The following is a 13,671-nucleotide window of genomic DNA, read 5'->3' as shown; positions in this document are numbered from 1 at the left end:
TGGAGCAATCGTGTTCTAGCCCTGTTCGTCCGCCACGCGCCCTGAGGAAGGTGACGGCAACGCTAGAATAGGGGCAATGCAAAGGGAAGATGCGAACATAACCTCCGATGCCTTCAGCCAATCGGTCGAACGCCGTCTTAGGCGACTGCGCCTCATCGCGAAAATTTGCTCGGTAACAGGCTCGCTCATCCTGGGATTGCTCATTGTTCTCGGCATTCTGGTCCTGGTCGTGCCCCGCATCATGGGAGTACAGCCCTACGCCATCGTGTCGGGGTCCATGACCCCGGCGCTTCCCGTAGGATCGGTGGTCTACGCCGAATCTATCGACGGAAGCCAGCTTAGGGAAGGGGACGTGGCCGCCTTCTGGCGCAACGACGACGTCATCGTTCATCGGGTGCTCACTATTGACGAAGACAGTCAGGAATTGGTCACCAAAGGCGATGCCAACGCCGAGGCCGACATGCACCCCGTCCCCTTCCGAAACGTTCTCGGACGAGTCGTGTTCTCCTTGCCTATGGGCGGCTCGTTTCTCATCTCGCTCGGGTCGACGGCGGGAAGGCTGACGCTCGGGTGGATTGTGCTCATGGGCGCCGCTCTCTGTATTGTGGGGACGGCTCTTCGGTCTATGGCGACCAGTAAAGATGATGGTTAAACTCATATTTAGTAACAGCCAAGTAATAGATTAATGATCTTCTAAGTCGTCATTAGACTGTTATGTCCTAACTTCAAAACCTATCATTACCCTGTCAACTTCTGCTAGGGTAAACTGCCAGATCTTAGGTAGATATCGTATAACCCCAGTTCAAACATCATATTCCGGCATCACACTTATTGATGACCGAAAACGTAGACATTTCAGGCATTTTCATCAATTAGGGAAGTATGTATATTAGACGCGGTGCCATGGAACTCCCCTGCCCATTTATCTACGAGTAAGAATAATTCCGCTTATGAGCAGGCGATACATCAACTGGAGAGAGTTGGTAAGGGCACCGTAGGAGAGAAGAGAGAGAGAAGGTGCGGAGTATGCGGATCCAAGCGCGGTTCATGGACGCTCGGAACACCACAGAGGGCAAGGTTGTCGCAACGTTGCTCTCGTTGCTGTTGGTGCTGCCGTTTCTGAACATGACAACGTTCATCGATCACGCCTATGCTGACGACGAGGAGACCCCGGCCATCGAGCAGCCCTCCTCGGTGCTCGACGATGCCGCCGCCTCCGAAGATGCCGCCAAGGCCGAGGCCGAAGCTGCCGCAGCTGCCGCCGAAGCCGCCAAGGTCAAGCGCGGCGACGTTCACGGTGTCGACTTCATGACCGTCAACGGCAAGGACGGCTATTGGGACCTCTTCCGCGTGGACGGCGGCTCCGGCAAGACCATCTATATTGAAGTAGAGAAGAACGGTCAAATCATCGCGCCCCGTTTCGCCTACCAAATCGTCGAAGGCCAGAACATCGAAACCAACAACAATGACGAGTACGCCGGCGCCGCCTCCCAGCGCATCGCCCAAGTGGTCGCCTTGAAGCTCACCGGTCCAGCCGGCAACTTCGCGCAGAACCTGCAGGAGGCCTTCGGCAATCCGTCGAAGTTCCCGAACTACAAGGTGAAGGTCTACGACGCCAAGCGTCAGGGCACGCTCGTGTACCAAGGCACCATCTGGCCGATTTATGCGAAGCTGGTGAACAGCGACCAGTCCGAGGATTGGAAGCTTCTGGGCATCCGCACTATCGACGACAGCTGGGACAGCTACGCGGAAACCGTTGGCGCCGGTACCACCTATTACAAGAACATCACCGGCGAGACCCCTATCGCCTATGAAAGCGCGAAGCTCACAGCCGCCGGCGAGCCGGTAGCCGACCGCGAGCGCGGCCAGGGTCGTTTCGTGGTGACCTACCGCCAAGTGGCCGCCGATGCCATTTCCGGCGCTGTAAAGTACGTCGATGAGCAGGGCAACATCGTTGAGACCGAGGTCGTGGAAAACATCGGCCCCGGCAAGACGGTCGCCGTGAAGAAGTCCTTCTTCACCACCACGACGAACCAGGACGGCGAGGAAGTGCGCCACTACTACCGCGTCATTCAGCGCCTGAACGGCAGCGAGATCTTGCTGACGCCCGAGCAGTCGACGAAGCAGATCCGCGTCATGGAAGTGAAGTCCACCGAAGCCGGCGCCTATCCGGTCACCGTGCGCTATGTGGACGAGGACGGCAACCTTTTGTGGAGCGATTCGGTGGACGTGAAGGGCAAGGGCTATCAGTACACGCTACCCAACACGTTCTCCATGAGTGCGCTGAAGTACGCCGACGACAGCGTTTCCACCGACCGCACGAAGGACAACTGGGGCGTGAACTTTTACACGCTGGACTCATGGACTATCGAGACGAATGCCGCCAGCGCCAACGAGGCCATAGACGCGCTTTCCATTGAAACTGTGAAGGACAACCCGGTGGTCGGCCTTGAAGCGGGCAGCTACCCCAACGGCCGCACCGTGACGGCGAAGTACCTGTCCCAGGACGCCACCAAGGAAGTGGCGCTCACCATTGTGGAAGTGAACGGCGCCACCGGCGATGTCATCAACCGCGTGCAGTACAAGGTGACCCCCGAGACCTCGGCCACCTACACGCCGGCTCCCAAGGACGGGTTGGTGCCGTGGTCGGGGAACATGGATCCCATCACCTACGCTTGGGAAGACTTGGAGAAGGGCACCGACGTTCTGCAGTACGTCTACTATGTGCCTGAGGACTACCTGCCGGGCGATACCTACGACATTACCGTGCAGTACATGAACATCGCCAACAGCGAGCTCCTGCGCAGCGAAACCATCACCATCGACCCGGAGACCAATGACTTCGTGGAAATCCTGGGCGAGGAGCGCTTCAGTCAGGGCGGTGAAACCTACGTGCGTCTGGCGGGCCAGGAGACAGCCATTCGCCATGCGTACTTCTCGCCGGCGCGCACCTACACCATTTACTACCGCAATGTGAACGACGAGCTGAGCGCGAACATCACCATCCGCCGCACCCAGATTGTCGACACCGACCGTCCTGCCACAGCTCCGGCCGATGCGGCCATGACGGCGACTCCGGTGGCAGCACCGGCCGCTGACGGCGCCGCTGCTGCCGGCGTGGACGCGGGCGTGGGCGCGGGCGATGCCCAAACCGTCATCAACGACGATGACAACCCCCTGACCAATCTCGACGGTCAGGACACTGCGACCGAGCGAGCCATCCAAGATGAGGAAACCCCGCTCGGGTCCGGCACTGAAGAAGGAGCCGGCATGAACACCGTGGCCATGGCCGTTGGAATCGGCCTTGCAGCCCTCGCCGGGGCAGCCATATTTATCTGGTGGATGCGGCGCCGCAAACGCGAACAGCAGTCTGCGGCGCAACCCATCGAAGAGTAAAGGAAGGAGGACACCATGATTAAGCTGCTGGAGAACAAATCGATCATCAAGTTCTTGGGAATCGCCCTATCGATCCTGCTAGTCATAGCCCTCGTTCCCCAAATCAACACCGCTTACGGTTCGAAGGACGACATCCCCGACGAGGGAACCGATCCCACCACAGAACTCGTCGTGCCCGAAGAGGAGGCCACGGAAGGCGAAGAGGGTGAAGAAGGCATCGGCACATCCGAAGAGGAAGCTGTCGTCATAGAGAAAGACTCTGCTACCGTAAACGAAGACAAGCCTGAGGCTAACGATGCAGTCATTGGCCTACGAAAGGGTCCGCAGAAAGCTGCACCGGGAAAGACCGATCTGTGGAATAATGCGCCTACTCATGAAGTAGCGCGTGGAACAACGGTAACTCTTGACGAAACGCTACTCTATAACGATGGAATGACACATACTCTCACTGTCAATGGCAACCTACATGGCGATATCAAGATTTCCAATGGCACAACGCTCACCATCATCGGTACCGGCACCATCAAGGGTACCGGCAACGGTTCCGTCATCAACGTTGAAGGCAGCACTCTGACTATCGGTAAACAGGACTCAGAAAAGAAATATGCTGACTATGGCACACAGGGACCCAAAATAACGAACGGTACTGGTACGAGACTTAACACTCAGGGCAACGATGAGAAAGTATGGTCACTTTGTGGCGGCGGTGTCCTGGCGCAACGAGATAATAATGGTACTGGATCAACTTTCAATTTCTATTCAGGCTTAATTGAGGGCAACAAAGCCCTAACTGGTGGTGGCGTATTCATCGACAAGAGCTGCACATTCGTTATGGATGGCGGAAAAGTTTATAACAACGAGACCAACTATGAAGAACTCACAGAAAACTTTACCGATACAGAGAAGGACGAGACAAAAAGGAGTGCCCATGAAGGTGGCGGCATTTTCTTTGCCGGCGCCAACGGATCGGAAATAAGGGCTGGTCTTATCAGCACTAATCACACTAAAACCGATTACGATTGGGGTGGCGGCGGCCTTTTCGTTAACGCGGGCACTACTTTAAAGATGGGCAGCTCTCATATTACCCAGAACAAAGCAGCAGGCCTTGGCGGCGGTATATCAGGGTGTCCTCATGCCAAAATTGGTATAGGTACTATCGGCAAAGGCGTTGCAGTATTCAAAAACGAGGCAGAAGGAGGTTATTCGCCAGGCGCAAGAAATACCTATCTCTCGTTTTTGACAAATGATTCCGCAAAGACAACAGGAAAGAAAGTTGCCTGCGGTGATTTTCTGGCATTCGGAACCCCGGAAGACGTAGACAAAACCTATGGCTCAGTAAGAGTTAAGTCCGGTGTTTATGCGAGCGGCAAAAATGCTATAACAGACACAGAAGTTAAAAGTAATTTTACGCCATGGGCGCAGGATTATTACTGCACGTTCGTGAGCTTTATTTCGGGTACAGATTTGGGGTCTCATCCTAATGGTATTGCTTGGGAAGGCTATTATGCTAGTGTACCTAGCGGAAAGACACTAATCACGACGAATGATATGACTTGTGGGTCTGTGAACTTCAAAGTGGGGGAAATCATTGATGCCCGCGACCAATCGTTAGGTCTAACGAGCACCGCCACAGAGGACGCCTACAAAGCCGATCGAACGGTATTCATTGAGAAAAACACGAGCACTACCCATGGAGGCGGTATTGGGTGCAATGGCGCTCTCGTGTTCGGTGCGCTTAACGAATACGCATTCGATGCGTTTACGTTTGATTTCACGAAGCAACTCAGTAATGCTCTTACGGAGCAAAACATTTCACTCAAAGACAAGGAGTTTAGTTTTACCCTAACGGACGATGAAGGGAAAACTTATACGGCGACCAACGATGCAACCGGCAAAGTTACCTTCAGCGGTATCGAGCTTACTGACAGTGAAAAGAACACGCTGAAGAGTAGTTCTGACGAATACCCAAAAGTCACAAAAACACTCAAACTGTCCGAGGCGCCAACCAGCAACGGAATCCAGTCGCCGCTCACATCTGATGCTACAGTGACTATACAGGTCTCCTTCACGCGCGAAACCTTGGAATTCGACAATACGGGAGATAAGACTTCGATCACTACATATAAAGTCAAGAAAATTGAAAGCGTACGTATCCAAGCTAATGGCCAGGAACCCGGTTCTACGGTCACCAACATTTGGAATCCGCAAGCTGAAGTGACGATTCCGGTCATCAAGATTTCCGATGGTATTCCAGCGGGAGAATTCATTTTCAAACAAAAAGAAATCAGCGAGATAGATAACGTCGTTGATACGGAGGGCATGAATCTGCGGGAGAGCGGCAAGCTGAATAGCATTGCCCAATCCGCCGGCGACACAGATGAAGAAAAGATTGCCATCAATCTTGACTCCTCAGCAAAAGAAATAAGGAACGGCACAGCCAACTTTAAGTTTAAGTATGCGCCAAGGAGCAATGAAACCCATTGGTATGCTATTGCTGAAATACCGGGCAGCACGGAAGGCGCCGATTACGATGGTGCTGCCTATCTGCTCAAGATCGACGTTACGGTAAATAAAGACACTCGAACTGTTAGCACTGATAAGACCATTTGGAAAGCAATGCCAGGAAAAACAGAGCTGACCCAGATTGATGCCGATAAGGTTGAGGTTGTCTTCGAAAACGTTGCGATTAAGTACGCTGGATTCGATTTGAATTTGACGAAACAAATTCTTAGCACGCTCGAGGATAAACTCCAACTCAATGGTAAGCAGTTTGACTTTGAGCTTTACGAGGGTAACCCAATTTCCGAAGACGCCAAGCGTATCGCGACTGGCAAGACAAACAAAGAAAATGGCGCATTGTCTCTCGCCATTGCCAACACCCGTCCAGAAGAAAGCAATCCCTATGCAAAGCAGGTTTTCGAAAATCCGAGCAACAATACTTTCACATTCACACTCCGAGAAGCTAAGACAAGCGACGGCTTCATGGCAACCATTCCTGATGCTAAGGTCGAGGTGACCCTCAGCGCATCGGGTACGCGGACGGAACAGGACGGTCATACCGTTTTCCTGGTCACGCCGACGGTGCAATCCGTCAAAGTTAATGATGTCGAAGTAGAGAACGCCGACAAAAGTATCACGGTTACCAACCGCTACACGCCGAACGGATCTTGGCAGTTCAAAGCGAACAAGTACTTCTACGGTGTCGGCTCGGCAAGCACTTGCGAGTTCTCTCTGGTTGAGCTCCAGGGCGAGCCTAAGCTGTACGAACCGCTCAGCAAGACGCCCAAAAAGGATGGCACGGAAAAAACCAAGTCCGTTTCCGCCGATGCCCTTAAAGACGGTCGTGAGGAAATCGTCTTCGACCCGATCACCTACCAGGTTGATGGCGAGGCCACTGAAGGCGCGACCGAGCAGCCGCGCGACGATCGCGGTGATCACTACTACCTGGTCACCGAAACAGGCAACGCCGCTTCGAAGGACACCACGGCCTATGTCGTTAAAGTGACCGTTACCCTCGACGAGAACGACAAGGGCAAACTGGTCGCCACCGAAACGATGGTCGGCTATGCGGACAACATCAACGCTCCGCTGAACCCGTCCACGGCGCGCCCGGTCTTCTACAACACCGACACCTACGACATGGTGGCGGCGGCAAACTACAGCGTGTACGCGGCCAGTGGCGAGCCCGTCGACCAGGTGTGCTACGTCGACCCGAAGGTCATCAAGAAGCTGGAAGGTCGCGCTATCAAGTCCGGCGAGTTCGCCTTCAAGCTCATCGAGGTGCAAAACTACGACGACACCGAGGGCCAGCTGATTTCCGCCACGGCCAACGACGAGTTCGGCATGGTCGACTTCGACAAGGCGAACAATGTCTCCGGCGACCTGGAGAACCCCAGCTGCCTGGTGTACAGCCGTCCGGGCACCTATTACTACCGTGTGATTGAGGACACCTCGCAGGGCGGCATGAAGGACCAGTCCGTCGTGTACAGCGACCAGATCATCACCTTCACCACCGTCATCGAGCAGGACGAGACCACGGGCCAGCTAGTGTGCACCGATATGTACTACGGCTGGTGGGACAAGGAAGCCGGCAAGAACGTCCGCTACGACGAGCAGTACCTCGACTACGCCGACCAGCCGTCCAACATCGGAGACATGAGCAAGCTGGATACCAACTGGCATCCCACCATCACCAACCGCACCCGCGCCATGGACCTGCAGGTGCGCAAAACCAGCGTGACCGACCGCGACGAGGGCCTGGTGGGCGCCACTTACGCGCTGTACGCCGTGAACGACAACGCCCAGGGTGACGTGATGCTGGCCGAGGCCACGTCCGAGGAAGGCGGCTGGATCACCTACAAGAACGTCAGCCTCACCACGAACAACCTCTACTACTTCAAGGAGGTGGCCGCACCGGCGGGCCACACCGTCAGCGAGTTCCGCAGCCCCTACTTCTATCTGGTGGAAGATGCGACATCGCCCAACGGCTATACGCTGAAGTACGCCGACAAGAAGGACGATGCGGCAAGTGCCATGGCGGGACAGGCAGAGATTGCGGCAATGGCTACCGAAAATGACGAGCAAGCATCTGCCACCGACGCGCAAGCTGCCGACAGTCGCGCTGGCGACAACCAGCAGCCAGGCCACAGCGCCGACGGCAACGTGCTGCTCACCTACGATCGCGATGGCGGTGTCTACGACGAGGCCACGCAGCTCGATGTGAACAAGCTGGACACGCGCACCCACGAATGGGTGGAAGGCGCCGAGCTTGCCATCATCGAAAAGGATACGGGTCGCGAAGTAGTGCGCTGGACATCGGGCAAGGCGTCTAAGCAATTGGAGAAGGTGCTGAACGTGGGCACCGCCTACATTCTACGTGAGCTGAAGGCGCCTGAGAATTATCAGGTGGCTGACGATGTGGAGTTCATCATCGATGACTACGGTGCCGTGACCATCACGAAGGGTGTATCGAACGGCAATGCCGAACTGAGCGGAACCACCATCACGTTGTACGACACCATGCTGGATGCCGAAGTGGTCGATCGTGTCGAGCGCGAGAGGAGCATTCCCCAAACCGGCGACTTGATACCTGTGGCCGGCATTGCCGCCGTGGCCCTGACGGCCCTCGTAGTGGTCGTCGTGGCTCGCCGCCGGCGAGAGATTTAGAGGGATCCGCAGCCGAACAATTGAAGAGAAGGTAAGCGGCACCGGCTATCGCAATCAGGGGCGATAGCCGGTGCCGACGTGCGCCGTTGATCGGTTGTAATCAGCCGTTTAGAAAACGGTTTATGTCAAAAATGACATAGAATAGCCTTCCTTTATCCTGTCATTACCATAGGTACTGTCAATATTCTTGCGCACTTTGGGTGAGCGCCCCATGCGCTTCGGCATGATCACTCATCGAGCAGCGATACGTCCAGATACCTCCTCGACCCCCACTCGCTGTCGGCCACGTACTTCAGCCTGGCGGTCACCAGCATGAGGGCCGATTTCCCGTCGGGGAAGGTGCCGACCACCCGCGTTCTTCGCCTGATCTCGCGGTTCAGGCGCTCGATGGCGTTGTTGGTGCGGATGCGCCTCCAGTGCCCCATCGGGAACCTGGTGTAGGTCAAGGTCTCTGCGACGCCGCCTCGCACGCACGTGGCGGCCTCGCGCAGCTTCATGCCGTCCAGCGAGGCCGCAACGGCATCTGCCTTCTCCGTGCTGGCGCCGAGCGACTCCTGGGCGTGGATGGCCTTGAGCATCGCGGCCGCCTTGGCGCGCCTGGACTTGGGCACCTTGGCCAGCACGTTGCGGTAGAAGCGCACGGTGCACCTCTGGTAGGCGGCATCCGGGAACACCTCGGCGATGGCGCCCGTCATGGCGGCGACCTTGTCGCCGGTGATCATGCGAACACCTGACAAGCCTCGGCCCTTGAGCCACGAGAGGAACTCCCGCCGGCACTCAGCAGATTCCGTGAACCCCTCGGCGGCTCCTATGACCTCGCGGTAGCCGTCGTCGTTGACGCCGATGGCCACCATCACGGCCACGCTCTCGAAGGAGCCGCCCCAGCTCCTCTTGAGATAGATGCCGTCGACGAAGACGTAGGGATAGTCGCACGCGAGCGGACGGCAACGCCACTCTTCCACGGATTCGAACGCCTTCTCGTTGAGGTTGGAGACCGTGGCCGCCGACACGGACGATCCCCACAGAATCTCGCTGACGTCCTCTATCCTCCTGGTGGACACGCCGGCCAGGTGCATCTCGATCATGGCCTCCTCGACTGTTCTTCTTACGAGCTCCCTGAGCTCGCCGCGCACGGCATCCTCGTCGAATGTTACGATGGGATCGGACATGGTTCTGCCTCCTAGCATGATTGAATTGGACACTCGAATCATACCGAAGGCCGGGGCCGTGTCCTTTTGGTATCTAGACTATGCTGCTGTCAAAGTGCGCAAGAGATTGTACGTTACCCCGCGTTGCTCCCCTTTCTTGATGCGTCTTTCCAAGTTGTCGCCCGCTCATTGAATGTGAACGAAAACCAGTTTAGGCGGTTTACCGCTGATATAGCGTAGCAATACCATAGCGATACCATAGAATTCTTATTCATGCTCAGGCGATATTGACAACTTGAAGAGCCAGCGCATGAGGGAAATAATACCTGATCATAAACTGATTCCCTATGTGCTTTTGAATATGAAGTTGACTATTTCACTCATATTGTCAAAAAGCACCAAATCGTATACTCGAATAAACTATCTTCGTACAACCAACTGCGCAGCTGCAAGGCTGTGAAGAGAAGATAGCAGATACGCATGAGTAGGAAGGTGTGGTATATGCGAGCCATCGCGCGATTTGCAGATGCGCGGAATTCCGCAGAGGGCAAAGTGGTATCGACAGCGCTGGCAGCGCTGCTGTCGCTCTCGTTCCTAAACGTTGCACTGTTCACGGATGTCGCCGGAGCAACTGAGGGAGATGATAATACTAAGTCCAGCGATATTCTCTCTATGGACGGGGAAATAATCACTGATAGCTTCAGCTCGCAGGCGGAAGTCCAGGAGGAAAGCGATCCAATTGAGCCCAGTGTCTATTTCGATGAGGAAACCAAAACGCTCACTGTGAAGAATATGGATGCAGTAGTCACTGCCGACGTGGCACAATACAAAACAGTAGCTAAGCATGTGAGAGTGGAAAACGTTGGATCAATCGAAAAAGAGGCCTTCGCCGAATTTAAAATGGAGAGTGTTTCTATAAAGGATGTCAAGCATGTGGGGTATTCCTTCCGCAGTTGCACGTCTTTGAAAACGCTTGACATAGATGGAGTTGAAACAATTGATCAATATGCCTTTTATAATCCGGCGAGCTTAGAGACAGTTAGAATCAATGCGGTTGATACGATCGGAAAAAATGCCTTTAATGTCTACAATGGCACGACATCACTTAGCTCTGTTTCATTTACCGATGTGCGTATGATTGCTGACCAAGCTTTCAGCGGTCACAAGAACTTAGAGACTCTCACCTTTAGCAACGTCGGCACTATTGGCTTCCAAGCATTTATGAATTGCTCGTCCCTCGCGGAGCTGAATTTGGTTGGGAATGTAGGGCAAGTTGGTACTTCCGCCTTTTTGGGCTGCTCAGGTTTGACTGAGCTGAAAGCAGACGGAGTAGAGATAGGCGCAACCGCATTCTATGGTTGCTCTGGACTAAAAGAGCTGTCGATAAAAGAAGTCATAGCCATTGGGACATCTGCATTTACCGGATGCACGGGTTTGGAGCAGGTCACCTTGGAAGATATTGGTGTTGTGGGTGATGGCGCCTTCTCATCTTATGGCGACATTCCATCATGTACTTCTTTGAGGACGGTCTCTTTGACTGGCGTTGGCACTATTGGTGCTCAAGCGTTTGCGAAGTGCTCCGCTTTGGAAACTCTTGAAATGACAGACATTGATCATGTGGGAAAGAATGCCTTCTGGAATTGCACTGGGCTGAAGAGCGTCAGCATTGACGATGTCAACACTATTGGTCAATACGCATTCTCAAATTGCACGAATCTGAAGACTGCCAACATAACCAACGTTGCTGTTATTGACAACTATGCTTTCTGGTACTGCTCGAATCTGGAGACTATTAGCAGTCTCCAAAACGTGTCCGATCGCATTGGCGGCTTTGCCTTCTACGGATGCGAAAACCTTACTGGCTTGACTGTTGCGGATTTAACTAAGATGGGATTCATCGGCAGCAGCGAAAGCATTGCAGCTCGTGTCCAAGCCATTCTTGCCGGCAAGTTCCAGCTAGACGATGCACAGGCCATTGCCACATTGGAACGTGAAGACGAGTGGGAAGTCGGAGATGTTCATAGAAGTGATAATTGGAGTGCTTACAACAACGGCACTCAGCTCATGGAGCAGGCGCGATGGAATAACGTGGATGCAGGTGTAGCAGACGTCAAGGTGGATGCCTATTATACGGGCGAGAAGCAGATGGACTATATCTTCGTCGCCGACCTTTCCGCATCTATGGCTCAGTTGGGTAATCCCGAAGACAGCAACGCTCGTTTCTACGACATGCAGTCCAAGCTGATGGACATGACCAGCCAGCTTCTTAAACCCGACGATGGCTACGATTGCAAAGTTGCAATCGTGACCTTTGGCGGAGAGCATGCGAACAATGCTACGTCCAAATCGTCAGGGTTTATGAGTGATGTAAATGCTGCGCAAACATATATTGCAGGGCTCGAGCCCCTTAACGAGAATACCGACTATGGTTTAGGAATGGGGAAGGCCCTGAAACTGGTCCAGGACAATACTGGCCGGAGCACGGTGGTGATCTTTTTGTCCGATGGTGCCCCAAATAGAAACACATCCGGCGACCAAAACGGTACGATTGCTGCCGGAAAGATTCGCAACGATTACAACGTTCCGATTTATGGTGTGCTGCATTCTCCGACCAAAACTCAAGAAGCAAATGCCGAGGCAAAAATGACGGCGGTATGCGGCGAAGGCAATCTGTTCAGATCTACCAACACCGACACTTTCGGCGAGGCTATGAACAAGGCATTCACGGCCCCTTACGGAGACAACATCGTTACTGTCCCCGTGAATGATGAAGAGTTCGAAATTGGGAACCTTCGGGTTAATGGTCTTCCGGCCAACGAGACCCAATTGGAATACGACAATGGCGAAATTGTCTGGCATCTAAATGGCATGCCGTTCACTCAGCATACGCTTACTTACACAATGGCGCTCAAGGAAGAGCTGCGCGACCGTGTTGGAAGCTTTAGCTACCGTATCAACAATGGAAGAGATGCTCGTTTTGGAAACACTGACGGCGCGCACGTCGGCCTTGATCTCGTCCTTTCCCGCAGTGTGGCTGCTCCTACTCCCGCGCCTATGGGGAGCTATCAGGTGGTGCATGAGTACTACACGGGAAATGAGCTTGACGGAGCTGTGACGGAAACGCTGACCGCTACGGTGGGCACGCAGGTTCAGGCGTCTGACATTGCGCCTCGGCCGGCTTACAACGGAAACGAGTACGAGTTGACCGGCAGTAGCGGGTCTCTCACAGTGACCGCAGGCAACAGCGGGGCGTTGGTGCTGCGCTACTATCGTGCTGCCGGGCCTGTGACTCCTCCGACACCCGGTGAGCCCGATACGCCGGTTGTGCCGCCGAACCCCACCACGCCGACGACGCCGTCGAACCCGACCGAGCCTGTCGTGCCCACGGTTCCTGCGGTGACTCCAGCGGTGCCCGCCGCACCTTCGGCTGCTACGACGCCTGCCGCGACACCGGCGACCCCTGCGGTGGCGCCCGCTGCAGCAGCGACTCCTGCTGAAGCCCCGGCTCCTTCCACGACAGAGGTGATCGAGGACGACCCCGTCCCGCAGGCTGCAGCTCCGGCAGCAACGTCGCGAAACGCCACCGATGGTGCTGACGTCGCTGCATCTGCCATCGCCGATGATGAGACCCCCATGGGAGCCTTCGACGAGCCTCACTGCTGGGCGCACTGGGCGATGCTGCTCGGCATAATCGCTACGGCCATCTACGGCATTGCCGTGGTGCGCCGCCGCCTTTCCATGGCGGAGGACATCGACGATTACGAGAACCATGTTCTCGGCCACTCTGAAAGCACCGAGGTCGTGTCCGTCCCAACTGCTAGCCACCAGGTTTTGTAACGGCACCGGAAGGGGAGCAAACGGGGCGTTCCATCGCTATATTTAGCTTTTTCCTCAGCGATGGGCTGAAGCTTGCCTCAACATTTGGTAAACTGAGGCAAGCTACAACTACGTGCTGGAATGG

At 54.8% G+C, this 13,671-nt stretch carries 5 protein-coding genes; 4 read left to right on the top strand and 1 reads right to left on the bottom strand.

Annotated features, from left to right (window positions below):
* The first annotated feature begins 76 nt into the window (after window positions 1–76).
* From AEQU_RS11535 to AEQU_RS12405, 3 genes are all read left to right on the top strand, one after another.
* On the top strand, window positions 77–652 hold the full coding sequence (locus tag AEQU_RS11535) for a signal peptidase I (RefSeq protein WP_022741784.1): 576 nt from the start codon (window positions 77–79) through the stop codon (window positions 650–652).
* A 374-nt stretch (window positions 653–1,026) separates the two neighbouring features.
* Window positions 1,027–3,396, top strand: coding sequence for a MucBP domain-containing protein (locus AEQU_RS11530; RefSeq protein WP_041714725.1), 2,370 nt, complete (start codon window positions 1,027–1,029; stop codon window positions 3,394–3,396).
* Between the two features lie 15 nt (window positions 3,397–3,411).
* Complete coding sequence (locus AEQU_RS12405; RefSeq protein WP_022741782.1) at window positions 3,412–8,562, top strand: SpaA isopeptide-forming pilin-related protein; 5,151 nt, start codon at window positions 3,412–3,414, stop codon at window positions 8,560–8,562.
* Between the two features lie 227 nt (window positions 8,563–8,789).
* On the opposite strand, the gene AEQU_RS11515 is transcribed toward AEQU_RS12405, so the two are convergent.
* Window positions 8,790–9,731, bottom strand: a complete 942-nt coding sequence (locus tag AEQU_RS11515; protein ID WP_022741781.1) for an IS256 family transposase — start codon at window positions 9,729–9,731, stop codon at window positions 8,790–8,792.
* A 480-nt stretch (window positions 9,732–10,211) separates the two neighbouring features.
* On the opposite strand from AEQU_RS11515, the gene AEQU_RS11510 reads away from it, so the two are divergent.
* Complete coding sequence (locus AEQU_RS11510; RefSeq protein WP_022741780.1) at window positions 10,212–13,547, top strand: leucine-rich repeat protein; 3,336 nt, start codon at window positions 10,212–10,214, stop codon at window positions 13,545–13,547.
* The last annotated feature ends 124 nt before the right edge of the window (window positions 13,548–13,671 follow it).

Origin of the sequence: Adlercreutzia equolifaciens DSM 19450 (genome assembly GCF_000478885.1) — a bacterium.
Lineage (GTDB): Bacteria > Actinomycetota > Coriobacteriia > Coriobacteriales > Eggerthellaceae > Adlercreutzia > Adlercreutzia equolifaciens.
The sequence above is the reverse complement of the archived record's forward strand: the minus strand, read 5'-3'. Positions and strand labels throughout refer to the sequence as shown.

Excerpts from the sequence above, each read along its gene's own strand:
- AEQU_RS11535 (WP_022741784.1), top strand. The coding sequence starts at position 77 with ATGCAAAGGGAAGATGCGAACATAACCTCCGATGCCTTCAGCCAATCG.
- AEQU_RS11530 (WP_041714725.1), top strand. The coding sequence starts at position 1,027 with ATGCGGATCCAAGCGCGGTTCATGGACGCTCGGAACACCACAGAGGGC.
- AEQU_RS12405 (WP_022741782.1), top strand. The coding sequence starts at position 3,412 with ATGATTAAGCTGCTGGAGAACAAATCGATCATCAAGTTCTTGGGAATC.
- AEQU_RS11515 (WP_022741781.1), bottom strand. The coding sequence starts at position 9,731 with ATGTCCGATCCCATCGTAACATTCGACGAGGATGCCGTGCGCGGCGAG.
- AEQU_RS11510 (WP_022741780.1), top strand. The coding sequence starts at position 10,212 with ATGCGAGCCATCGCGCGATTTGCAGATGCGCGGAATTCCGCAGAGGGC.